The organism is Halomonas sp. 707B3 (assembly GCF_024158645.1).
In the GTDB taxonomy this organism is placed as follows: domain Bacteria; phylum Pseudomonadota; class Gammaproteobacteria; order Pseudomonadales; family Halomonadaceae; genus Vreelandella; species Vreelandella lionensis.
The window spans coordinates 1-22,344 of sequence record NZ_JAMZBE010000055.1; the positions used below are offsets into that span (position 1 = coordinate 1).

At 54.9% G+C, this 22,344-nt stretch carries 23 protein-coding genes; 21 read left to right on the forward strand and 2 right to left on the reverse strand.

Going from position 1 to position 22,344, the window contains the following annotated elements:
- The 6 genes from rfbB to rfbC all read left to right on the forward strand — a co-directional run.
- Window positions 1-996, forward strand: a 996-nt coding sequence (rfbB, locus tag BIS10_RS09205; RefSeq protein ID WP_253504610.1) for a dTDP-glucose 4,6-dehydratase, incomplete at its 5' end; no start/stop codon positions are given.
- Window positions 997-1,136: 140 nt separating this feature from the next.
- The gene (locus tag BIS10_RS09210) at window positions 1,137-1,436 is read left to right on the forward strand and encodes a nucleotidyltransferase domain-containing protein (RefSeq protein WP_083025552.1); all 300 of its coding nucleotides are present in this window, start codon (window positions 1,137-1,139) and stop codon (window positions 1,434-1,436) included.
- Complete coding sequence (locus BIS10_RS09215; protein ID WP_083025554.1) at window positions 1,433-1,909, forward strand: hypothetical protein; 477 nt, start codon at window positions 1,433-1,435, stop codon at window positions 1,907-1,909. The genes BIS10_RS09210 and BIS10_RS09215 overlap by 4 nt, the downstream gene beginning before the upstream one ends.
- A gap of 137 nt (window positions 1,910-2,046) precedes the next feature.
- The gene (gene rfbD, locus BIS10_RS09220) at window positions 2,047-2,958 is read left to right on the forward strand and encodes a dTDP-4-dehydrorhamnose reductase (RefSeq protein WP_083025556.1); all 912 of its coding nucleotides are present in this window, start codon (window positions 2,047-2,049) and stop codon (window positions 2,956-2,958) included.
- Window positions 2,959-2,988: 30 nt separating this feature from the next.
- Entirely contained in the window at window positions 2,989-3,873 is an 885-nt protein-coding gene (gene rfbA, locus BIS10_RS09225; protein WP_044630563.1) for a glucose-1-phosphate thymidylyltransferase RfbA, read from the forward strand.
- Complete coding sequence (gene rfbC / locus BIS10_RS09230) at window positions 3,873-4,421, forward strand: dTDP-4-dehydrorhamnose 3,5-epimerase (RefSeq protein WP_083025558.1); 549 nt, start codon at window positions 3,873-3,875, stop codon at window positions 4,419-4,421. The genes rfbA and rfbC overlap by 1 nt, the downstream gene beginning before the upstream one ends.
- Window positions 4,422-4,507: 86 nt before the next feature.
- Here rfbC and BIS10_RS09235 read toward each other — a convergent pair whose 3' ends face one another.
- Together BIS10_RS09235 and BIS10_RS09240 are read right to left on the reverse strand one after the other, a co-directional pair.
- Window positions 4,508-6,037 carry a GGDEF domain-containing protein gene (locus BIS10_RS09235; RefSeq protein ID WP_253504614.1) on the reverse strand — a complete coding sequence of 510 codons (1,530 nt, stop codon included), beginning with the start codon at window positions 6,035-6,037 and terminating at the stop codon, window positions 4,508-4,510.
- Window positions 6,038-6,423: 386 nt separating this feature from the next.
- Entirely contained in the window at window positions 6,424-6,600 is a 177-nt protein-coding gene (locus tag BIS10_RS09240) for a hypothetical protein (protein ID WP_161491518.1), read from the reverse strand.
- Between the two features lie 503 nt (window positions 6,601-7,103).
- Between BIS10_RS09240 and BIS10_RS09245 the strand changes: the two genes are divergently transcribed.
- From BIS10_RS09245 to BIS10_RS09315, 15 genes are all read left to right on the forward strand, one after another.
- The gene (locus BIS10_RS09245) at window positions 7,104-7,277 is read left to right on the forward strand and encodes a hypothetical protein (protein ID WP_253504617.1); all 174 of its coding nucleotides are present in this window, start codon (window positions 7,104-7,106) and stop codon (window positions 7,275-7,277) included.
- A 345-nt stretch (window positions 7,278-7,622) separates the two neighbouring features.
- The gene (locus BIS10_RS09250) at window positions 7,623-8,330 is read left to right on the forward strand and encodes a SapC family protein (RefSeq protein ID WP_253504620.1); all 708 of its coding nucleotides are present in this window, start codon (window positions 7,623-7,625) and stop codon (window positions 8,328-8,330) included.
- A 71-nt stretch (window positions 8,331-8,401) separates the two neighbouring features.
- Window positions 8,402-9,838: an MBL fold metallo-hydrolase gene (locus tag BIS10_RS09255; protein ID WP_083025563.1), complete on the forward strand. Its 1,437-nt coding sequence runs from the start codon at window positions 8,402-8,404 to the stop codon at window positions 9,836-9,838.
- Window positions 9,839-9,898: 60 nt separating this feature from the next.
- Complete coding sequence (locus BIS10_RS09260; protein WP_253504624.1) at window positions 9,899-11,173, forward strand: O-antigen ligase; 1,275 nt, start codon at window positions 9,899-9,901, stop codon at window positions 11,171-11,173.
- A gap of 255 nt (window positions 11,174-11,428) precedes the next feature.
- Window positions 11,429-12,220, forward strand: a complete 792-nt coding sequence (locus tag BIS10_RS09265; protein WP_083025566.1) for a prepilin-type N-terminal cleavage/methylation domain-containing protein — start codon at window positions 11,429-11,431, stop codon at window positions 12,218-12,220.
- A gap of 14 nt (window positions 12,221-12,234) precedes the next feature.
- Window positions 12,235-13,065, forward strand: coding sequence for a type II secretion system protein (locus BIS10_RS09270; RefSeq protein WP_139794502.1), 831 nt, complete (start codon window positions 12,235-12,237; stop codon window positions 13,063-13,065).
- Between the two features lie 65 nt (window positions 13,066-13,130).
- Entirely contained in the window at window positions 13,131-13,574 is a 444-nt protein-coding gene (locus BIS10_RS09275) for a hypothetical protein (protein WP_139794503.1), read from the forward strand.
- A complete protein-coding gene (locus tag BIS10_RS09280) occupies window positions 13,571-14,830 on the forward strand; it encodes a hypothetical protein (RefSeq protein ID WP_253504630.1) in 1,260 nt (419 codons plus the stop codon). The genes BIS10_RS09275 and BIS10_RS09280 overlap by 4 nt, the downstream gene beginning before the upstream one ends.
- Window positions 14,827-15,393 (forward strand): general secretion pathway protein GspB, encoded by a 567-nt coding sequence (locus BIS10_RS09285; protein ID WP_083025571.1) that lies wholly within the window; start codon window positions 14,827-14,829, stop codon window positions 15,391-15,393. The genes BIS10_RS09280 and BIS10_RS09285 overlap by 4 nt, the downstream gene beginning before the upstream one ends.
- On the forward strand, window positions 15,393-16,079 hold the full coding sequence (locus tag BIS10_RS09290; RefSeq protein ID WP_253504633.1) for a hypothetical protein: 687 nt from the start codon (window positions 15,393-15,395) through the stop codon (window positions 16,077-16,079). The genes BIS10_RS09285 and BIS10_RS09290 overlap by 1 nt, the downstream gene beginning before the upstream one ends.
- Entirely contained in the window at window positions 16,076-16,855 is a 780-nt protein-coding gene (locus tag BIS10_RS09295) for a prepilin-type N-terminal cleavage/methylation domain-containing protein (protein ID WP_253504636.1), read from the forward strand. Before BIS10_RS09290 ends, BIS10_RS09295 begins: the two co-directional genes overlap by 4 nt.
- Before the next feature lie 51 nt (window positions 16,856-16,906).
- Entirely contained in the window at window positions 16,907-18,604 is a 1,698-nt protein-coding gene (locus BIS10_RS09300; protein ID WP_253504639.1) for a hypothetical protein, read from the forward strand.
- 11 nt (window positions 18,605-18,615) lie between these two features.
- Window positions 18,616-19,551, forward strand: coding sequence for a tetratricopeptide repeat protein (locus BIS10_RS09305; RefSeq protein ID WP_253504643.1), 936 nt, complete (start codon window positions 18,616-18,618; stop codon window positions 19,549-19,551).
- Entirely contained in the window at window positions 19,551-21,191 is a 1,641-nt protein-coding gene (locus tag BIS10_RS09310; protein WP_253504645.1) for an ExeA family protein, read from the forward strand. The genes BIS10_RS09305 and BIS10_RS09310 overlap by 1 nt, the downstream gene beginning before the upstream one ends.
- A partial coding sequence (locus BIS10_RS09315) for a type II secretion system F family protein (protein ID WP_253504648.1) occupies window positions 21,188-22,344 on the forward strand: 1,157 nt, incomplete at its 3' end. The genes BIS10_RS09310 and BIS10_RS09315, both read left to right, overlap by 4 nt.

Sequence of the window (22,344 nt, forward strand, 5' to 3'; positions counted from 1 at the left end):
GAAAATACGCAGCATGCGGTGGTCAACGTAGATGCGCTCACCTATGCCGGTAACCTGGAGTCGCTGGCCGTGGTGGAGGGCAACGAGCGCTATGCGTTTGAGCACGCGGATATTGGCGATGCTGCCCGTATGGCAGCTATTTTTGAGCGCTACCAGCCGGATGCGGTGATGCACCTGGCGGCGGAGTCCCATGTAGACCGCTCCATTGATGGCCCGGCGGCGTTTGTTCAAACCAATATCGTGGGTACTTATACGCTATTAGAGGCGGCCCGCCAGTATTGGAAGGGCCTGCAGGCCACGGCCCCTGAAAAGGCGGCGGCGTTCCGCTTCCATCATGTGTCTACCGATGAGGTGTACGGCGATTTAGAAGGGCCGGAAGATCTGTTCACCGAGGAAACCCCTTACGCGCCCAGCTCGCCTTATTCGGCCAGTAAAGCAAGTTCCGACCATTTGGTGCGGGCTTGGCACCGTACCTATGGGCTGCCGGTCTTAGTGACGAACTGCTCGAATAACTATGGGCCTTATCACTTCCCTGAAAAGCTTATCCCGTTGATGATTTTGAACGCCCTGGCGGGTAAGTCGTTGCCGGTCTATGGCGATGGCCAACAGGTGCGCGATTGGCTATATGTAGAAGACCACGCCCGTGCGCTGGTTAAGGTCATCACCGAAGGTGTGGTAGGCGAAACCTATAATATCGGCGGGCATAACGAGAAGGCGAATCTTGAAGTAGTCGAAACGCTGTGCGACCTGCTGCAGGATCTGGTGCCTGCCGAGCGTTCCTACCGTGAGTTGATTACCTTTGTACAAGACCGCCCAGGCCACGACCTGCGCTACGCCATTGATGCCAGCAAGATTGAGCGTGAACTGGGCTGGAAGCCAGAAGAAACCTTTGAAACCGGGTTGCGTAAAACCGTGCAGTGGTATTTGGAAAACCGGCAGTGGTGGCAGCGGGTTCAGGATGGCAGCTACCAAGGGGAACGTTTGGGTAGCTTGTAGCTCTGAGTTCGGTGTTGGTGGCCTAGCGGTCGCGAGCTAAAGCTACTTCCTCTGGTGCTTACGGTCGCCTGCCCTACGTTACAATGTAAAAAGGCGGGGTGCCGTATCAGCTCACGTACTTTATACGCTGGAGAGTAGCCGTGCGATTAACGGGTAGAGAAGTGACAGCCATTAAAAAAGCTACCAAGGATGTGCTTGGCGAAGGTGCCCAGCTGCGAGTGTTTGGTTCACGCACCAATGACCTCGCAAAAGGTGGAGATATTGATCTGATGATTACGGTGGGAGAGGCGGTAAGTAATCCTGCTTGGGCTATCGCTAGAATTGAAGCAAAGATCATTGAGCAATTGGGCGATCAAAAGATAGATATTGTGCTGAATGCCCCTAATCTAGAGAAGTCGATGATTCACCATGTTGCACAAGAACAAGGGATTGTATTGTGAACCTATTGCCAGAAACGCAAGAGAGGCTGAATTTTCTTGTAAGAGTGGTGAGTAAGGAAATTAAGCATCTGGACTATGCAGACAGCCAAGCGTTTGGTGCTTCTCTTACGCTCGAGAGAGTGGAGAAGCTGGAGCAAGACCCGGCGCTAGCGCTCACGCTTGAAGCGTTCACCAGTCGATTTTGTCGGCTTCAAGACACGCTCGGCGATAAATTACTTCCAGCGCTGCTCAATGCACTAGGTGAGTCAGCCAACGCTTTATTAATAAATCTTAATAAAGCTGAAAAATACGGTTGGCTTGATTCTGCAGAGGAGTGGATCAGCCTTCGTCAACTGCGAAATAAAATGATCCATGAATATATTGAGGAGGCTGTCATTCTACACAGTGCGCTGACGACAGCGCATCAAAAGGTTGAGGTGCTGAAAGTGTTTGCCGAAAACCTGATGCTGCAAGTACAGCAGCTTCAAGAATGAGTTATTCTTTTGAGTCGTTGTAAACCGCTGTTGCTCACTTCTAGCAACTAAACATCGCGAGCTAAAGCTGTCTGCCACCGGTGTAGTACTCAGGCGGGTAGGATGATGAATTCAAGTGTTTCACAAAGGAATGGGTTATGAAGGTTCTGATCACCGGCGGCAGTGGCCAGGTTGGCTTTGAGCTACGCCGTCAGTTGGCTACGCTTGGTGAGATTCTGGCGCCTAACCGGGCGGCCTTGGATCTGTTGGATGCTGACGCCGTGGATACGTTTTTGGCACAACACCAGCCTGACCTTATCGTAAATGCTGCTGCCTATACGGCGGTCGATAACGCTGAAACAGACCTTGAGGCGGCAACGCGGTTGAACGCGGAGCTGCCCGAGCAGTTGGCGGCTTATTGCCAGCAGCGGGGCGGCTGGTTAGTACATTACTCATCGGATTACGTTTACAACGGTGAGGGTGATACTCCCTGGCAGGAAGGCGATGCCACGGGGCCATGCAATGCCTATGGGGCTACCAAGCTAGCAGGCGATGAAGCGGTCGCTAAGAGTGGCTGCCAGCATCTGATTTTCCGCACTAGCTGGGTGTACAGCGCCCATGGTAAGAGTTTTTTATCAACCATGCTGCGTTTAGGGGCTGAGCGTAGCGCCTTAAGCGTTGTAAGTGACCAAATTGGTGCGCCAACGCCTGCGCGGCTGATTGCGTTAGTCACACAGCAAGCGCTTACTAAGCTACACGGTACTCAGCTACAAACAGCCACGGCATCGGGTATCGAGAGCGGCGTGTATCATTTAGCCCCTAAAGGGGCGACGAGCTGGCATGGCTTTGCCTGCGAGATTTTCCAGTTAGCCAGCAACCTTGGGCTACCGTTGGAGATTACTCCTGAGGGTGTTTCAGCCATACCAACAAGCGATTACCCTACGCCAGCGGTTCGCCCGCTTAACTCTCGGCTGGGCGTTGATAAAATTGAACAAGCGTTGGGCATCCAGTTGCCCAGCTGGCAAAGTCAGCTGGCGCTTACCGTGGAAGAAATAGCAAGCTCGCGTTAGTTCTGCGGGTAACGAGCAAGGAGCAATACGATGCAACGTAAAGGCATTATCTTGGCAGGTGGCAGCGGTACGCGCCTGCACCCCATCACGCGCGGTGTTTCAAAACAGCTGCTGCCGATTTACGACAAGCCGATGATCTATTATCCGATTTCGGTGTTAATGCTGGCTGGCATCCGCGAGATTTTGATTATCTCTACCCCGGAAGATTTGCCTCAGTATGAAAGCCTGCTGGGTAACGGTGACTCTTTCGGTGTGCGCTTTGAGTACGCAGTGCAGCCTAGCCCAGATGGCTTGGCGCAGGCGTTTATTATTGGTGAAGAATTTATTGGCGATGCGCCGGTGTGCTTGGTGCTGGGTGATAACATTTTCCACGGTCAACACTTCTCAGACCAGTTAAAGCGGGCGGCGGCACAAACCAGCGGTGCTACGGTGTTTGGTTATTTGGTGAAAGACCCGGAGCGCTTCGGGGTAGTGGAGTTTGATGCTGACGGTAAGGCGGTCTCTATTGAGGAGAAACCCGCCAAGCCGAAGTCGCCTTACGCAGTTACCGGGCTCTATTTTTACGATAACGATGTGGTCGAGATCGCCAAACAGGTCACGCCTTCCGAACGAGGCGAGTTGGAAATTACTAGCGTGAACAATGCCTACCTTGAGCGTGGCGACCTGCGCGTTGAGCGCTTGGGCCGTGGTTTTGCCTGGTTGGATACCGGAACCCACGATAGCCTGTTAGAGGCGAGCCAGTACGTGCAAACCATTGAGCACCGCCAAGGACTGAAAGTGGCTTGCCTGGAAGAGATTGCCTGGCAGCAGGGCTGGCTAAGCGATGAGTCGCTGCGTGAAAGCGCCACGGCACTGGCAAAAACCGGCTATGGTCAGTACTTGTTAAACCGTTTAGATGCTAAAGGTGGCCACTAATGCAGGTTGAAGAAACGTCTCTACCAGGGGTGTTCATTCTTTCCCCTAAGGTGTTTGGCGATGCCCGCGGCTTTTTTATGGAAAGCTTTAATCAAAAAGCGTTTGAAGAAGCAACAGGGTGCAAGCGCGAGTTTGTGCAGGATAACCACTCCCGCTCCCGCCAGGGGGTGCTACGTGGCATCCATTACCAGCTTGAGCAGCCGCAAGGTAAGCTGGTGCGCGTTACCCAGGGCAGCGTGTGGGATGTGGCGGTAGACCTGCGCCGCCATTCGGCGCATTTTGGGCAGTGGGTAGGCGTTGAGCTGTCTGCTGACAATAATCGCCAACTGTGGGTGCCGGAAGGCTTTGGTCATGCGTTTGTGGTGCTGTCAGAAACCGCTGATTTCTTGTACAAAACCACTGATTACTACCACCCTGAATCAGAGCGCTGCATCCGTTTCGATGACCCGGAGCTTGCCATTGAGTGGCCCACGCTGCCGGTTGAGATTGCGCTTTCGGAAAAAGATCAGGCGGGTAGTCAGCTGTCTGAAGCTGAGGTATATGAGTAGCGTTTAATTTGCGCTGCTGACAGTCGCTCGATCAGCTGTTAGTAAGGCCCCCGCTGAATGCGGGGGGCAATCATTAAACGGCTAGGTTAGTGCCCGTATACGGCAATACCGCAGCGGCCGCTGTGTTTAATAAAGTACATGCTTTTGTCGGCGGCATTGATGAGCTCGGTGCTGTTGGCAAAGCCGCCATCGTTGAGGCAGGCAACCCCAATCGAGACCGTCACATAAACGGGCCGGTCTTCGTGCCACGTCATGGGTTGCTCTTGTAATCGATAGGCGATGCGTTGGGCAAACTTTTTGGCACCGTTAGCATCTTCTCCAGGTAAGACCACCATAAACTCCTCCCCGCCGTAGCGGCCAGCCAGGTCGCCATCCCGCACCACTGCGCTGAGTAACTTGCCAAAGCTGACCAGGACATTGTCGCCGGTGAGGTGGCCATACTGGTCGTTAATGGATTTGAAGTGGTCGATATCTATAAAAACCACCGAGAGCGCACCGCCCACGTCGCGGCATTGGCGAAAGCGCATGTCGAGTTGTTCTTCTAACCATCCTCGGTTGGCGATGCCGGTCAGTGCATCGGTTCGGCTGCGGGATTCCAGTTCGTTTTGGCGTTCAAGCAGTTGGGCAAGCTCGCTCTGCTGTTGGTCTAGGCGGGCGCTTAGGGCCAGCGTTTGTTCAAACAGTAGCTGCTGGGCCTCGGCAAGCAGAGCTTCATTATCCTGGTGGGTGGGGGCAGTGACTTCGAGAATATTGGCAAGGCTGGGTAGCTGGTCTTCAATGGTGTTGAGTAGCGCTGCCAGCTCTAGGTGGTCGGTTAGGTGGTTGCTTTCCAGCTTGCGCATGAGGTTGACCAGTGCCTGGGCGGGCGATGGTGAGAGCCAGGCGTCGGCAATATGACCAGAGAGTCGAATGCATAATAGGTCGGCTGGCGCCGAGGAGAAATCTAGGTGGCTGGTGTGAATGGCTTCTGCAATGGGGGCGGGCACTCCCCATTTAGCTGCTAGCCAGGCACCTACGATAGCGTGGTCGCAGCCAAATAGACGGTGCTCATTATGGCTTACTTCTGGGTGATGTTCGGCTGGAGTTTCATAAACGCTCTCTACTTCTTCGGGGTAGAGGGATTTGAGCGCGAGTACGCCGATATCTTGTAGCAGGGCTGCGGTGAACACAAACCCTTTGCGGGAGGGGCAGAGCTGTTCGGCAAGGTAACGCGAGGCGATAGCGGCAATAAGTGAGCGGCTCCATACGCGCTGTAGGTAGGCGTTGGCTCCTTTTTGGCGGAACAGGCTGAAGCTGAGCGTCGCGGCTAGGGTGGTATCTAGGCCAATGCGTGCTACGGCTTCCTGGCAGCTGCTAATCGGGGGCGCGCTACGCGCATAGTAGGCGCTATTGGCCAGTGCCAGTAACCGGGTGGTGAGTACGGGGTCGTGCTCAATGGCCTCCGCATAGGCTTTTACGCTGGCGTTTGGGGAGCGGGCAATGGTAAGTACATTCATGGCCACGGAAGGTAGGGTGGGGAGCGAGGCGCACCCTTCCAGGCTTTTACGGAGGAACTCGGGCAATGGTGAGGTGAGTGAAAGCTGAGCGCTGTTATCGGTTGGTTGTATAGCCTGCATGGCAAATCCCTTGTGGTAGTGCGGCTAGAAGTGTGGAGAAAGCGTTTTCTACATTTTTCTTATAAACAAACGGTTGTTTAGAAGCATAGGCGAAACGAGGGGATTTGCTGTGCTATGTGTGTGTTTTTAAGTAACGCAACGTGGAACGCTAGGTGCTTGAAATTTCTCTAGCTTCTTCACGGCTGGCCGTCTGCATGTAGCTGTTGGCGCAAGTGCTAGGCCAATGCTCAAACTGGCAGGATATTGGATATTGGATATTGGGGCGGTGAAGTGGATGTGGCTGAAGGGGGGGGGGGGCTGAAACGATTAAGTGATTGAGTGGACCACCTATATAAGATAGGTGTACGGGAGACATAGGTGTACGAGAGGCAGAGTGGTTCTCAGCCTTATTCTGCTGCTTTCGTAATAGGCTGTAGCTTGATGACTAGGTGGTTCGCATTGGGCTGGGAAATGAAAGCTTCATAGCGCTCTGGGTGTGAGTCAATATCTTTTTGAAAGCTCTCTACGACCTCGACCAGCTCTTTAACGAGCGCTTCTTCTTGTTGTTGTGTTAGCAGGGGCATGGCCAGTAACCTTTTGAACAGAGAATAGGTAAACCGTTAAAATGCTGTCGTATTTTTGACGCATTATGCATGGCATGCTTAAGCATTTCCAGGTAATAAAAATTAGTTTATCGGTCTATGTGGGGAGTGGCCAGTGTGCTTCATTTTATTTCGGTATGGTGGCTGGTATCACAGTATTAGAGGTTGACAAACGGGCGTTTAGAAAATTTTGACGACTGGCTTTGCAGACGTGTTTTGAAGGCTAATTGATCAGGCTGTTGTCGCGTCATTAATATTCAGTGACCATACCCTGCGCAATGATGCATTGAGAGTTTTGAGAGTTGTTGAGACTGGAGTGGTGCAAAGGCACCATGCAACACTCTTTAATAGATAAGTAGTGGCTTAATGAAGTGTGACTTAATGCTTAGAATTTAGTGTTAAGGCGCGCTACTCTGTCTGTTAGCCTGCAAAGCAGCAGAGATTTTTGATATATAAACGATAATGCAGTTATAAGGGAACATGGTATGTCGCTAACCCCTACCCAAGAGAGTGCATTAATTAGTGAGCTGGTTGATGTCATTGAGCGCTTTCATTCCTCAGTTGATGATTACCCTGAAAACTATGAAGCAAGGGTAACGCAGCCTTCTCCAGAACATCTTATTATAAAGCTACAGCCAGCTAACATGGCCGAAGAGTAGGTGTGCATATTATTAAAGGGAGGCTTGTCACAAAAGGACTAGTGGACTGCTTACCCAGTACAGCATGCCCAGATGCGTTTGGTGCCAGAGGCGGTGTGGAGCTTCTTGTTGAATGGTTTCTAATCCCTATTTTTCTTAGATGCTAATGTCCTATCACCCTCCCTTGCACCCCAAGTGAATGAATGTTTGTCCGGAAATTGTTATCGATTGTAATTAGCTTGCTAATAGGCGCCTACCCTAGGGAGGCGCTTTTTTTAGTAGATTTTCTAGAAAGATAGCCTATTGGGTATGGCAAAAATCATGCTGGTGGTGTTAAATTATGTAATTGATCGGTAGGGGGTGTTTATGATAAATGAGTATTTGTCTCACATCCCACTCAGCTATGCAGAGCACGCGCATTTGGGCTGGCGGCTCAGCCAACAGCAGGTACTGAGAAGTAGGTACACATGGCTGCCTATTAGCTTAAGTGAGCTAGCGCGCACGTCAGCTTATTTTCCGGTGGTGATTATTCAACAGGGGCAGCGTTGGTCCATGGTGGTTTTGCTGGATGACTCACTGGAGTTACAAGCAAACCTGCATAGTGCCGAAGAGGCGAAAGATCAGTTTCAACTTATGTGCCTACAGGCGTATCCGTTTTCGCTAATGCCATATAGCGCTCATAAAAGTGCAATGCAGCTCTGCATTGCAGAGACTGCATTAGCTAATTTGCAGGAGAAGGAAGTATTGCCGCTGTTTGGTGATAATCGGCAGTTCTCTACTGCTGTGACTGATCGGTTCCATTTGCTGCATCGCATGAAAATAGATGCTGAGATAGTTCATAGTGCCTGTGAGTTGCTAGCCACGAAGGGTGTGCTAGTGCTGATTTCTGATGCTGAGAAGTTACTTACCCGCATTAAAGACCACTCGGTACCGCTCTATCGTATCGATATTGATGCTATAGGCCGCTTATCGAGAGAGGATTTTGCCGACTTGCAAATGCACCATGCAATGGAGCTAGGTATTTACCAGTATAGTTCTCTGTTTCACGTTAGTAAGTTTCACCGATTTGGCTAATAAAAATTGGCATTGTTGTAGCGGATGGTGATACTTTTATTAGTATCCTGTTCGGTAATAAGGTGCTAAACATGTCGTTAGCTGCTTCTTTAGAACCTCTTTCTCAGCTTGTTCACCGCGGAGGCGCTAGCGGCGTAACAGGTAGTTGTCATCAACTCCTTTATGGTGATCACCGCTCGCTGTTAATTGATTGCGGCCTTTTCCAGGGTGAAGATGCCGAGCAGGATGAGTTTAAGCAGTTAACCATCGATTTTGATATTAAAACTATCGATGCGTTAGTGATTACCCATGTGCATATCGACCACGTTGGGCGCTTGCCTTATTTGTTGGCCGCCGGGTTTACGGGGCCGATTTTCTGCTCCAAGCCATCGGCCAAGCTGCTGCCGCTGGTCATCGAAGACGCCTTAAAAATTGGCTTTACCCGCGATGCTCGGTTAATTGAGCAGTTTTTGCAGCGGGTGGAACAGCAGTTAGTGCCATTAGCGTTTGGTAAATGGCATAACGTCACATTAACACCTACTTGCCATGTGAACATGAAGCTCCAGCGCGCGGGGCATATTTTAGGCTCCAGCTATGTGGAGGTTGCCCTGCGCGACCCTTCTACCAAGCGGCGGCAGCGGGTGGTGTTTTCAGGTGATTTGGGTGCTGCCAACTCTCCCTTGCTGCCAGCACCAAAAGCCCCAGCTAAAGCGGATGTGCTGGTGTTGGAATCTACCTATGGCAACCGTTTGCACGAAGGCCGCTTGGATAGAGCCGCTAAGCTAAAACAGGCCATTGAGCGCGCGCTCCATAATAACGGCACGGTAATTGTGCCAGCGTTTAGCATTGGCCGTACCCAAGAGCTGCTATATGAGCTTGAAGGTATTATTCATCGTTCGGATAAGCAGTCATTGTGGAAGTCGTTAGAAATTATTGTCGATTCGCCGCTGGCAGCGCGCTTTACCCAGGTGTACCGAGACCTCAAGCCGTTTTGGGACAGTGAGGCGCAAACCCGCGTTCGCGCTGGCCGTCATCCGCTGAGCTTTGCATCGCTCTACACAGTGGATAGCCACGCAACCCATGAGCAAACGGTGCGCTATTTAGCCGAAAGCGGACGGCCTGCGGTGGTGATTGCTGCTAGCGGCATGTGTGCCGGTGGGCGGGTGGTGAACTATTTAAAAGCTATGCTGGGTGATGCGCGCCATCAGGTGCTGTTTGTCGGTTACCAAGGAGCTGGCACGCCGGGGCGGGATATTCAGCGCTATGGCCCCCAGGGTGGCTGGGTGATGTTGGATGGGGAGCGTTATGACATTAAAGCAGGGGTGACCACCATCAGTGGCTACTCTGCCCACGCGGATCAAACGGGGTTATTGGGCTTTGTTAAGCAGATGCGCCACTGGCCGCGTAGCATCCATTTAGTACACGGGGATGCCGAGGCCAGAAGGGCGTTAAAAGTGGCTCTTGAATCGTTAGCCGCTAAACACGGTAAGACGCTGAAGGTAACGTTACCGGTGAATCAGCCAGAGTAGCTAGGTTGGGGCTATGCTACTATCAGCGGCTTTATGACGCTGGTTAGGTTAGTGACCTGTATGTTAAGCCCCAATGTTCCCCGTTCTGAGCCGTTGTCTCACGTTACCAGTCTCGCTGTATTTTTGATGGGCGCGCTGGCGCTGGTGGTGCCTTCTGGTTACTCCGTTGGCCCCGTGCTGCTCCTGCTGGCGAGCACTGCCCTGCTATTTAAGCGCTTTAAGTGCTCCTCCTTTGTGCTGCTCCCCCAAGACCGCTGGATCATCGTAGCGTTAGTGGCCTACGGCCTGGTGGTGGGCGTTATGTCGGCGGTTGAGCTTGGTTCTCGTGGTTTTGATAGGCCGCTGCGCTTTTTATTGGCCATCCCGGTGCTGCTGCTGATACTGCGCTACCCGCCGCGTTTAAGCTGGTTATGGGGAGGGTTAGCGCTGGGGGCTATCGGCGCTGGCAGCTTGGCGCTATGGATGAAGCTGGTAGAAGGTGTGGTACGGGCGGGTGGTTTTCTGCACGTTATTCAGTTTGGCAATTTAAGCATGTTAATGGGCGTGCTGTGCTTTGCAGGCTTGGGCTGGGCGGTGGTTCAGCGCCAACGTCATGCGTGGGTTGCCTTGCTACTGCTGGGGGCTTTGCTGGGGATGCTGGGCTCGTTAATGTCCGGTAGCCGTGGCGGCTGGGTGGGGCTGCCGGTGGTGGCGTATGTGCTCTACCGTGGCTATGGTCGCCAGTTACCGGTGACAATAAAAGCAGGAGCGGTAGGGGCGGCGCTTGCCTTAGTTGCAACAGTCTATTTGCTGCCGCAAACGGGAGTTCAGCAGCGGGTTGAAGCTGCCGTTAGCGATATTAGCCACTATGTATCCGGTACTGAAACCGATACGTCGCTGGGCTTGCGTTTTGAGATGTGGCGCGGGGCTGCTCAGTTAATTGCCGAGCGGCCACTGCTGGGCTGGGGCGAGGCTGGCTACCGTGAGGCTTTGGGGGAGCTAGGCGAGCAGGGTGTTATCTCCCCCGTGGCGGCTGAGTTTGGCCATGCCCATAACGAGTTTATCGATGCCTTTGCTAAACGAGGGCTGGTGGGGCTGGCCGTGCTGCTCATGCTTTACATGATCCCGATGAGAATGTTTGCCCCTGGCTTATCGCACCCTGATTTGCCCACTCGCTCATTGGCGGTAGCCGGCACGCTGTTACCGGTCGCATTTATTGATTTCGGTTTATCGCAAACTTTTTTGGCCCATAACAGCGGCGCTACTTTCTATGCGTTTTGGTTAGCGGTGCTATGGGGGAGTTATCGTTGTACTGCCTGTTCGAGTGCAGCAACGCGGCCTTGTGCTCGCGGTTAGACCCCATTCAGTCAGAACATCAGCTTTCTGGCTTAGGTAATTTTCGGTAAGTGAATTGTTTCATGGCCGCTGAAAAGTTATTTTTCAGCGGCTTAGCGCTATCAGCATGCATGAAAAAATTGAGAGTTTTGAGAGCCTTAGAGACTGACATAGCACTAAAGGGCTATGTAAGTATCGTTACAGTTGGTTCCGCTTACGCAGTTATCCAGCCTGCGCTTAGCCCGATACTCAGAACACTCATGAATGGAACAAAACATGCGTGCAGTCAAACATGCCTCTTCGCACCGCCAGCAGGGTTTTACCCTGGTGGAAGTCTCACTCGTCCTGGTTGTGATCGGGCTAATCCTCGGCGCGGTCTCAATTGGTAAGGATGTTCAGCGAAACGCTGAATACACCAAGATTAAACAGAAGTTTGTTGACCAATGGGCCAGTGCCTATAACTCCCACTACCTGCGCGCTGGAGTGGTGATTGGTGATAGCCAGGTTCAGCCGCGGCTGATGGTCAATGGAAATGAATATGAAGTTGTAGATGATCTCATTTCTGGTCGAGATATGACCGGTGCGGATGAACCTAACGCCATTTGTGAAGGTGGCCAAGCGCCGAACATGACGCGTGAGGAAGATCTTATTCTGCACCGTGAGATGGATCGTCACGGCGTGCGTATGCCTCCGGGCCGTGCCGAGGGTTTTGAAGACCGCTACGCCTATCTGGATACCAACGGCAACCCTCAAGAGCTTCAGGTGTGCTTTCAGTGGAATAAACCGGGCACCGCTGCCAGTTCTGGCAACGTGATGGTGATTTCCGGGCTTACTCCAGATTTAGCGAGGGCACTGGATCAAATGATTGATGGCAAAGCTGATTCACGTGAGGGGCTTTTCCGCAAATACGATATCGCTAATGACTCGGATGGCGCGCCTGGCATCGAATGGGCTGCCAACAACTCCCAAGCCTACGATGCAGATGAAGGCTCTGCTGACGATACCAGTGTGAACTTGGATGAAGACCAGGTCATCACGGTTGTTGCCACCTATAAGATGAACCAGTGAAGCGGGAGATGGCGATGAGGTCGGCAGGGGGACGTTCCGTAGGGGCTCGCCAGAGCGGGTTCAGCCTGATGGAAATTGTTGTGGTGATGGCGGTCATTGGTCTTATGTTGGGCGGGGTGAGCATTGGCCGTGATGTTCTCCGTGAGGCGGAATACAACCGTATCCAGAATAAGTTTTTAATGCCGTGGAAGCAGAACTACGACCTTTACTATCAGCGTACCGGCGTTGTGCTTGGCGATAACCAAGTGGCGCCGACGCTGATGGTAAACGGCTATGAAGCGGAGTTTGACCACATGGGCAGTGGGGTGGCGGGCATACCGGCCAACTACCGTAACACGGGCCGTCGGTTGTGCCACGGTGCTGGGTATCCCGCTAATACCGTTGGCGGCGGCGACCGGCCGTTGTCTGACCTGGATTTGCATCAGCTGTTTGATCGCGTTGGTATTCGAATGCCGCCGGGGAGGGCTGAAGGGTCGGAGGACCGCTATGCCTATACCGACACCAATGGTAATCCTGCAGAGCTGCAAATCTGCTTTCAGTGGAACCCAGAAGGAACAATCAGTGGCGCGGGCAACGTGATGGTGATCCGTGGGCTAACCCCTGATCTGGCCCGCAAGCTGGACCATATGGTGGATGGTAAGCCTGATGCCTACGAGGGCCGTTTCCGCCAGCAGAACGCAAATACCAATGTGTTAGAGCGTAGCCGCCATATTCCAGGTTATGAGTGGGAGGCCAATAACAGTTACACCAATGCTGACTCAAACCCTAGTGCCTTCGGTGAAGGGGCGTCCAGTGGAGAAGAGCGCGTCATTTTGGTTACCGCACACTGGGTCATGGATCAATGATGGTGTCACTGCTTTCTGAGGGGGGTAAGGCCGCTCGGGGTTATGCGTGTATCGGAGTGCTTCTGGTGGGTAGCCTTGCATTGCCCTATTTAGTGAAAACGGCATTTAGCTATAAAGCGGCGGCAGACGTGGCACAGCGGCAGTTAGCAGATAACCAGCGCCAGGTAGACCAAGAAGCGGGCGCGCGGGCGCAGCTGGTGCGCTGGCAAGCAGTGCGCGACCAGTGGGGAACGCTGGCAGAGCGTGCCGATGGGCTTGGCTGGCGTACGTCTTTGTGGGATGTACGGTCGATTGAAGTTGACAACAAGCGCTTCTCGCGGCGTGAAGCCGACACATTGATGAGTAGCCTTGAGTCCAGCTCCGATAGCTTCATGCTGCCCAAGTCATTCTCAATAAAACTGGTAAGCGATAGCAGCGGTTCGCTGTATATCGACTCACCGGCTCAGGATCAGGCAGGCTCGATCCAGCTATCCCTCTCCGGTGATTATTACTCGCGGAGAGTGCAATGACCCATCTGCAGTGCCTGTTGGATATGTCGGGGCAGGTGTGGCAAACACACACCGATACGCTGCTAGCGCCGGAGCAGTTTGATGCGCTGCCCGGTCCAGCAGTGGTCATTACCGATTACCAGGCAGCGCCGTTCGGCGTAGAGGCGTTGCCTGCCCATCACCAAAACCTGGCGCCGCTGTTGGAAAAACGACTGCGCGATGCCGGAGATATCGACAGTTTGGCGCGGGTGATTATCCATACCCGCGAGCGGCAGAGAGACCTAGCCCAGGTGTGCTACACCGCTGTGCCGGTGGCGGTGGCGATGCGTTACCGGCGCTGGGCCAAACAGCAGAGTGACCATGTACTGCTGTTCCCGCTGCTTGAAGCACTGCTGACATTGGCGCAACGGCAGGGTCTTGAGAGTGGCCTTTTGGCATTTGTCCATGACGATAGTGTGGATGTGCTGATGTTACAGGACGGCCAGGCCATGCAGGCCTCCCGCCAGCGTCTTTATATGCGCGGAGCGGATGACTATATCCGTATCGCTGCGTATATCACCTCATTATTGGACCGTTACGCTGATGCTGGCCGACAACGCGGTTGCTTGCTGGTTGAGCGCCGCACGGACGAAAGTCAGCCGCTAATTGATGCGCTAACGGTGCGTGGTATTCCGGTCACTGAGCCGGTGTTGCCAGCCACCCAGCTGTTTGAGGGCCTGCGCTTAAAACGGGCCGATATCGATGGCATTAGCCGTTTGCACTACCTCTTTCAACAGGCATTGCCCTGGGTGGCGGTGGGCATGGTCGCACTATGCCTGTCTAGCGCGTTCGGGGCCTTGTACTGGCGGCACGAGGCAGGCGCTCTTCAGGCTGAGCTGTACCAAGCGCAGACCCAGAGCGTTGGCAGCACCATTACCGAGATGGGGAGCGCGCTGCGCAGTGCCGATGAGCTGGTGCTTTCCCAGCGTGAACGCGCCGACTTTGTACGCCTTGCTGAGCGTGTTCGCCAAACGCCTGATCCAGCCAGCCTGATTCGGCATTTACGCGAGGCGGTTCCGGCCAGTATTGAGTTGGTTGAGGCGGGCATTGTGTCGGATGACACCGGCGTGCTGATCATCGTTGCGGGCCGCAGTGCCAGTGTGGCTGCGCCCTTCGCGGCAGAAGAGCAGTTCGTGATGGCGCTGAAGCGCCTTGGCTATGAAGTGGTGCGGCGTGAAATTACCAGCGGCCTCGGTAATAGCCTGTTCCGTCTAGCGTTAACCTGGAGCGCACCATGAAGAAGAAATACACCGCTGCTGGGCTGCTAGCCGTTGCCTTGGTCTCCTGCACAATGGCCTACCAGTTTGCGATGGCCGAAGAGCGGGCCGCACAGGCGTGGCGCCCTAGCCAGGATTCGCAGCTTCAGAGCCTTGATGCACGGTTGGGCGAAAAAGTGCGCGAGTTCCTGGAGTTGAACGAGCTGCTAAGCAGGCAGCTTGAAGATGTGAGGCTGCAGCAGGCAGGGCAGCAGGATACCCCCTTGCTGACGGGCAACGCTTTTGTGCCCGAGCCACTTGTACCAGAGCCTGCTATGCCAGAGCCGGTGGAGATAACGCCGGAGGTGGTTGCGCCGCCACCCCCGCCACCAGAGCCTCCTGTCAGGCAGGCACCCTGGTGGAGCCGTTATCAGCTCAGCATGGTGGTGTACTCGGATACCTCCCGCTCAGCGGTAATCAATGGGCGTTATGTGCGCCGTGGCGATGCGGTGACATCCGGCGTGGTGGTTCGTGATATCAGGCCCAACCAGGTGACGTTGGCACGCGGTGGTGAAACAGCACGCTTAACGATTGGAGCTGAATAATGACGTTACGCCGCCTGTTGATATGGAGCATCGCGCTGCTTGGACTGTTGACTGCAGTGCTTTGGTGGGTGGGCCGGCAACCTGCGCCGGTAAGCCCAGCGGCACAAGTGCCCGCTGTGGTAATGCCGCCTTCTTCCTCGCCTGTAGAAGGTGGAGGTGCCCCTACGGATGTTGATGCCCTTTGGCGGCGCTATGAGGCGTTGAACGAAGCCGCTGCGACTGCCTCTGCACCTGTGGAAGGGGAGCAGGGGGGAATGAGTTCATCAGCTGAGCCCCGTTCACCGGAACAGATGCTATCTGAGGCAGCGCAGCAGCGTCAGGCACTGCGCGAGGGCATCCGACAACGCAGTGAGGCGGTCCGGGCCGCGCGTGATGACGCGTTGGCGCAGATTCGGGACCTTGAACCAGACGATGTCGATGGATTGATGGATGTGATTCAAGGCTTCAACCAGCAAATGCGGGAGAACGGGGTAGAGGAGCAGATTGATATCGGTGGGATGCGTCAGCAGCTAGTAAGTAGCCAGAGGCTTGCTGAGGTCAGCCAAGCGATGCTGGATGAAGCGCTGAAAGGTGAGAATGCCAACCCGCAGCGGCTTCAAGAGCTAAGTCGTGAGATGAGTGCATTACAACAAGAGGTGATTGACCTTCATTCGATGCGTTCAAGTGGTGGGCAGGAGCAGCCATGACGGTTGACGCGTACCCCCTCCGCCAGCGTGGGTTCACTCTCTTGGAGCTGGCGCTGGTCTTGGCGCTGCTGGGCGGGATGGCGCTGGTGGCGATGCACTATCGCCCTAATGCGTTGAGCCAGGATGATGCCATTGCCCAGGGTTACCACGACCAGATCGCTGCAGCTCTCTATCGTTATGCTGAGCGCCACTACCGGCTGCCCTGCGCCGATACCAACGGTGATGGTTTTGAAGGTGGCAGCGGAGGTGGCTGCGGGCAGGGGGAGATAACCCATATGGCTGGTGGTGTGCCTTTTCTCACCCTTGGTATGAGCGAGGCGCAAGGGTTAAGCAAAGCGGTTCGCGAGCGCTTTGTCTATGGTGTCTTTCGCGATAATACCGCTGATACCGACCTAGCGGCATTAGCTGAACGAACTGGTGACCCGCCCGGCAGTGCCGGGTATCTCAGCCTGGATGACCTACGTTACGCCCTGCACAGCCTGGGCCAGCAGGATTTTGATAATGAGCACATCTACGTGACCGGTGATGAACAGCAAGCAGGAGCGGCTGATTGCAGCGGAAACCCTATCACCAACCTAGCATTTTTCGTTGCCTACGCAGGCACAAGAGATGCCGATAGGAATGAGCAACCCTTTGATGGCGAAAATAGCAGCCTCCGTTGGCCTTCGGGCAGCGGGCTTTGTGTATCCGGCCCGCTGACCGCACAAGGGGAGCAGTATGACGATGCCGTTATTGCGGTGGGCTTTGCCGAACTGCTTGGCTATTTAAGCCAATAACTTGCAAAACAACACATTGAGTACGGAATTAGGCGCATCAGGAGCAGCCACATGAACCTTGACCCTCAACTATCTCTTTACCCTAGACGAGGCCTCTGGATAGGTGCCTTGCTGGCTGCGTCATTAACTGGCTGTGCCGTTGGCCCCTCCAAAATGGATGCCGAAAGGGTTCAAACGGTGGATGACCGTTCGCAGGCGCTATTACAAGAGCGGCTAGTGCAAGAGTCAGAGAAGTTACGCCTTCTGCAAGATGAGCTTAGGCAGAATTTGGAGCAACAGCAGGAAGTGGTGTTGGAGCCAGTGGTTCCCCGCTATAACCCTCTTGATGCTGTGAACGTTACATTACAGGCAGACGATGTTGATGTACGTAACCTGCTCAAGGCGATTGCTGATCAGGCAGGGCTGAACTTGGTGCTGCCTGCTTCGCTGTCGCGCCAGCCGCGCACGCTGTCGCTGTCGCTTAGTTCGGTGCCTGCTAGCCAAGCCTTTGAGGAGATCACTAAGGCGCTAGATCTGGCCGGGCATGTCCGCGATAACATGCTGGTGGTAGAGGAGTTTGAAGAGCGGATTTTCGATATGGATTTCCTGCTTACCATGAGTACGGCTGATTTCAACGCGGGGGGCGATGTATTCGGTGCCGGTAATACCGGTGGCGATGGCGGGTCGGCTTCGGGTGGCGGCTCAGGTAGCAGCGGGCTGCGCAGCAGCTTTTCAATCTCTGGGCGCAATACCAATGATGTGAACCCTTACGAGCAGATTGACCGGATGTTGGCATCGCTGATCGGCGGGCAGGGTAATGGAGAGGGCGGTATGGGGCAGCAAGGGGTGCCGACCTATATGCTGAACCGCTCCACCGGTACGCTGTTTGTTCGTGGGCGCCCATCTCAGCTGGCGGCGGTCGGACGTTTGGTTGAGCACTATAAGTCGGTGTTAAACCGACAGGTGCTGATCGAGGCGCAGATTCTTGATGTCGAACTTAACGACCAGTTCAGCTATGGCGTTGATTGGAGTTTCCTACGTAACCAGGTGGCTTTGTCCTACTCGTCTAACCCGATGGCGCTGGGTGCGATCGACTCATTGGTGCCAGGGGCGGAGAATGCGGGCCGCAGCGTGTTGATTCCGTCTACTGCGCTAGGTACGTCGGGTACGCCATCGCTGGGCCTTGCTCAGTCGGGCAGTAACCACAATATCGGGCTCGACCTGATGAAAACCTTTGGCACGGTGCATATCCTATCTAACCCGTCGATTCGGGTGCGCAACACTCAGCCCGCCGTGGTGAGTGTGGGTAGCAACATGCGTTATATCGCCCAGTCCAGCTCTAATACGCAAAACGGTGGCGGCGGCTTGCTGGCGACCACGTCCAATGTGGTGACGTCTAATGTATTTGATGGCGTGATGCTGGGGGTGATTCCGTTTGTGTCCGAGGATGGTGCTATCCATCTCACCATTAACCCGATGCAAACCTCTGTGCAGGCCTCTTCTATGGAGCTAGTAGAGGTAGGCAGCACGCAGAATCCGCTGAAAATCTCGCTCCCCCGGGTGGACTTCAAGGGTATGACCACATCGTTGTCTCTGAACGACGGTGACATGGTCATTATCGGTGGTCTTATCGGTGAAAGTGGTAACCGTTCAAGGGATGGGGTGCCCGGTATTACGGATGTCCCTCTGTTCGGCAGCGTGCTGGGTGGGCAGTCTGAATCGACCACGGCACGCGAGCTAGTTCTCGTGCTGCGCGTTCAGATTTTGTAAGCCGGATTCCCATGAGCTTAGTTTTCGACGCATTGCGCCAGCATGGCACTCATCCTACGCAAGCTCCCACTCAGTTGGGTAGTGTGGTCACCCCTGGCCAACGTCGATGGCGGTGGGGTTTGGTGGCGGGGTTAGTGTGTGTCACCGTTGCGGGGCTGTTCCTATGGGAACATTTTTATGCGGCAGAGCGTATCGCGCCGCGCAATGTTTCAGCCGCGTTGCCTGTGGAGCCTTCCGCACCTACTGTGTCGTCAGCTCCGCAGGAGGTTGTGGTGGTGGATATTGCTTTGCCAACGCCAACGCCAACGCCAACGCCAACGCCAACGCCAACGCCAACGCCAACGCCGCCACAAGCACAGGCTCAAGCGCCAGCGCCGTCAGGTGGTTCCCGGCTATCGGGGGATGCCCTGGCACGGCTTGCCGCAACGGCTTCAGTGATAGAAGTAGCAGCCGTTAGCCAGCCAGAGGTGGCGGCAGTTGGCGAGATAGACACGTCAGTGCCCGCTCTTGAGTCTGAGCCCGAGCCTGGGCTTGAGCCTAAACCCGAGGCTGAGCTTTCAATGGTGGTAGAGACTGCGCCTCCGGCTGAGGTAAATCCGGCAGAACTGTTTGCGGCCTTCAATGCGGCGCTGTCGGCGGGCCAACTGCCCCAGGCGGAAGAGGTTATTGAGCGTGCTCGGTCTGCGCTAGGCGAATCGCATCTGATCGTTGCTCGTATGCAGGGCTATTACTGTATGAGGGCAGATTGCCCGGCGCAGGCACGCCAAGCCTACTCCACGATTCTTGCTCGTCTGCCAAGAGATCGCGAAGCGGGCTATAACCTGGCGGTTTTAGACTGGCAGGCTGGGCAACATGCCGAGGCGGCTAAGCGGGTGCGTGCGCTGCTGGCGCAGTACCCAGCAGACGACGCCTTACGCGCACTACAGCGGCAAATGGGAGCGCATTGATGAGTAGCGGATTTCCATTGTCGGCTTACCTGCAGCACTTAGGGTTTACGCGTAACCCGTTTCCGGTAACGCCGGATGAGCACGGCATCTTCTTTTCTGCTCGGTTGGCAGAACAGTTCACTGAGTTGTTGCACTTCATTGAGCAGCGCAAGGGGTTCATGCTTGTAACCGGTGATGTCGGCGTTGGTAAAACGACGCTCTCCCGGGCGCTACTAACGCGTTTGGCCGAGCAGGGGGCGTGTACCGCGCTGGTGTTCAATACGTTTCTTCAAGGTGCCGACCTGTTAAGGGCAATCAACCGTGATTTTGGTGTGACGGCCGCTGGCGATAGCCTAGAGGCACAGCTGCAGGCACTGAATACTTGGTTGCTGCAGCAGCATGAAAAGGGTCGTAACTGTGTATTGATTCTGGATGATGCTCAAGGGTTGGATGTACCCAGCCTTGAGCTGGTACGTCAGTTGAGCAACTTGGAGGCCAGCCAGGCCAAGCTGCTACAAATTGTGATGGTGGCCCAGCCGGAAATTCGCTTGACCCTGGATCGTCATGACATGCGGCAGCTGGCAAGCCGTATTGCACTGCGCCTTGAGCTGACCCCGCTGACGTTGAACGAGTTGGATGTCTATCTGCATCATCGGTTGCAGTGGGCAGGCTGCCCAGAGGTGTTGACCGTTGATCGCAGTGCTTTGCGACGGTTGCATCGCTATAGCATGGGCTATATTCGCCGGGTGCATATCCTGCTTGACCGCTGCCTCTACGGTTTGGTTGCTACGGGCACCACGCGTATTAGCGCTGGGTTAGTGGACACCGCCGCGAAGGAACTGAGCTTAGTGCCAGCCCCCAAGCGCCGCGCTTACCGCTCGCTGGTGATGGGAAGCGTGCTGGTAATGGGTAGCGTTGCGGGGGCTGTGGGGCTGGCGGCGGTGGCCGGCTACCCACTTGACCTGCTCTCGACTCCCTCAACGCCAATAGTGGAAGTACCGCCGCAGCAGGCGGGCATAGACCTGCAAGCGGAGCCTCAAAAAGCTGCGCCTCAGCCTCAGCCTCAGCCTCAGCCTCAGCCTCAGCAACAAGCAACACCTCAAGAGGCGGTGGTGCAAGCAGTGGTGTCTCAAGAGGCTTTTCAAGAAGCAACTCAAAACGTTAATCAAGAGGCTGCCTCAACTACAGAGCAGCAAGAAGCTGTTCAGGTCGTCGACTTTGCATGGCAGGCCTTTACAGCCACCTATACGCCTCTGCCCCCGGTGGAGGCTCCTCCGCAGCATTGGGCGGATGTGGTTGAGTGGCTGCCAGCACGGAGTGAGGAGCAACCCTGGGTACCGGTGCTGCTGCCGAGCGAATGGGAGCAGGGGTGTAATGACCAGCCGCTTTACCCGCTGAGCGATGGGCGGCTAGCACTGTTTCAATCAGCACTACCCGTGGCGCCCCAACCTTTTGGTGAAGAGGGAGAGCCGTTATTTGCCTTGCAGCTGGCGCTGGTCGAGCGCTTGCTGTTAGCGCCTGAGGCGGTGGATGGTGTGATGGGGCCGCGCACGGCGAATGCACTAGCTCAGTTTCAGAAGCAGAGCGGCCTGCTAGCGAGCGGCCAGCCGGATGCGGAAACCTCCTATCTGCTGAGCTGCCTGGGTGAGGGTGGTTTATGAGCGAAGCTGCCTTTCGCTACGTGTTCTATCGGGTGGTGTCGAACCAAGGCCGCGTGCGTGCTGGGTTGTCGAAACTACCGGTGACCGATTACAGCAATGCTCACCCGTTAGTAGAGCGCCGTGAACAAGCCGTGGTGCTGCAGCTCTATGTGCTACCGGCGCTGATGCTGCCGCTGCTGGACGGCTTGGCTCTTTTTATGCGCCGTAGTATCCCTATCGCGTTGCTGGCGGAGTTTCTGCATAGCCTGGGGCTGATGCTACGCAGTGGCCTGCCGGTCGATATGGCACTTAAAGATTTGCGTGATGATGCTAAACATCCGGCGCTCAAGGCGCTGACAGCAGACCTGCAGAGTGGCGTTAGGGCCGGTAATACGCTCTCTTCAAGGCTCTCATTTTACCCACACTTGGTGCCAGCCACCGTTCGGCACCTTGTCGATATTGGTGAGCGCTCGGGCAACCTCGACCGCGTGCTAATGGATGCCTCCGAACATCTGGGGCGTATTACCGCCCTGCGCCGGGATGTCTCACGCGCTTTGATCTATCCATTTTTCGTCGTACTCACCATCGTGATAGCGGCACTGTTCTGGGTGTACTACGTACTGCCTGATCTGGCCAATATGTTTCGCCAGATGGGAGCCCATCTGCCCCCGTTGACCCAGAGTGTGCTGAGCGCTGTGCACTGGATGCGCGAGCTGCTGGCGGCTTATGGCTACTGGGTGTTAGCAGCTGTTGTGGTGTTACCGATGCTATTGAGCCGGAGCCAGCGGGTTAGGGCCGGGTTTTATTGGCTGGCTTACCACCTTCCGATTAGCCGCACGCTGGTGCGCACGTCCGCCATGGCATTTATCAGCGAATACTTGGCGCTGCTAGTAGCGGCGGGCATCAATCTATTGGATGGACTAGCTATTTTGGAGGCGGCAACCCGCAATGAGGTGTATCGCGATGCGATTCGCCAGGCCCGACAAGGAGTAATGCGCGGTAATACGCTGGCAAGTGGTCTGGAGCGCAGCGGTGTGTTTTCACCGCTGATGATTCGTTTGATCAATGTGGGAGAGCAGAGCGGCAACCTGGATGGCCAGTTGCGTACGTTAGCCGACGAGTACCGGCGGCGGCTTAACCATCTAGTCGCCACCCTTGCCGAGGTCATCAAACC

Excerpts from the sequence above, each read along its gene's own strand:
- BIS10_RS09290 (WP_253504633.1), top strand. The coding sequence starts at position 15,393 with ATGACGTTACGCCGCCTGTTGATATGGAGCATCGCGCTGCTTGGACTG.
- BIS10_RS09235 (WP_253504614.1), bottom strand. The coding sequence starts at position 6,037 with ATGCAGGCTATACAACCAACCGATAACAGCGCTCAGCTTTCACTCACC.
- BIS10_RS09245 (WP_253504617.1), top strand. The coding sequence starts at position 7,104 with ATGTCGCTAACCCCTACCCAAGAGAGTGCATTAATTAGTGAGCTGGTT.
- BIS10_RS09300 (WP_253504639.1), top strand. The coding sequence starts at position 16,907 with ATGAACCTTGACCCTCAACTATCTCTTTACCCTAGACGAGGCCTCTGG.
- BIS10_RS09305 (WP_253504643.1), top strand. The coding sequence starts at position 18,616 with ATGAGCTTAGTTTTCGACGCATTGCGCCAGCATGGCACTCATCCTACG.
- BIS10_RS09270 (WP_139794502.1), top strand. The coding sequence starts at position 12,235 with ATGAGGTCGGCAGGGGGACGTTCCGTAGGGGCTCGCCAGAGCGGGTTC.
- BIS10_RS09265 (WP_083025566.1), top strand. The coding sequence starts at position 11,429 with ATGCGTGCAGTCAAACATGCCTCTTCGCACCGCCAGCAGGGTTTTACC.
- rfbA (WP_044630563.1), top strand. The coding sequence starts at position 2,989 with ATGCAACGTAAAGGCATTATCTTGGCAGGTGGCAGCGGTACGCGCCTG.
- BIS10_RS09250 (WP_253504620.1), top strand. The coding sequence starts at position 7,623 with ATGATAAATGAGTATTTGTCTCACATCCCACTCAGCTATGCAGAGCAC.
- rfbC (WP_083025558.1), top strand. The coding sequence starts at position 3,873 with ATGCAGGTTGAAGAAACGTCTCTACCAGGGGTGTTCATTCTTTCCCCT.
- BIS10_RS09310 (WP_253504645.1), top strand. The coding sequence starts at position 19,551 with ATGAGTAGCGGATTTCCATTGTCGGCTTACCTGCAGCACTTAGGGTTT.
- BIS10_RS09295 (WP_253504636.1), top strand. The coding sequence starts at position 16,076 with ATGACGGTTGACGCGTACCCCCTCCGCCAGCGTGGGTTCACTCTCTTG.
- BIS10_RS09260 (WP_253504624.1), top strand. The coding sequence starts at position 9,899 with ATGTTAAGCCCCAATGTTCCCCGTTCTGAGCCGTTGTCTCACGTTACC.
- BIS10_RS09240 (WP_161491518.1), bottom strand. The coding sequence starts at position 6,600 with ATGCCCCTGCTAACACAACAACAAGAAGAAGCGCTCGTTAAAGAGCTG.
- BIS10_RS09280 (WP_253504630.1), top strand. The coding sequence starts at position 13,571 with ATGACCCATCTGCAGTGCCTGTTGGATATGTCGGGGCAGGTGTGGCAA.
- rfbD (WP_083025556.1), top strand. The coding sequence starts at position 2,047 with ATGAAGGTTCTGATCACCGGCGGCAGTGGCCAGGTTGGCTTTGAGCTA.
- BIS10_RS09285 (WP_083025571.1), top strand. The coding sequence starts at position 14,827 with ATGAAGAAGAAATACACCGCTGCTGGGCTGCTAGCCGTTGCCTTGGTC.
- BIS10_RS09255 (WP_083025563.1), top strand. The coding sequence starts at position 8,402 with ATGTCGTTAGCTGCTTCTTTAGAACCTCTTTCTCAGCTTGTTCACCGC.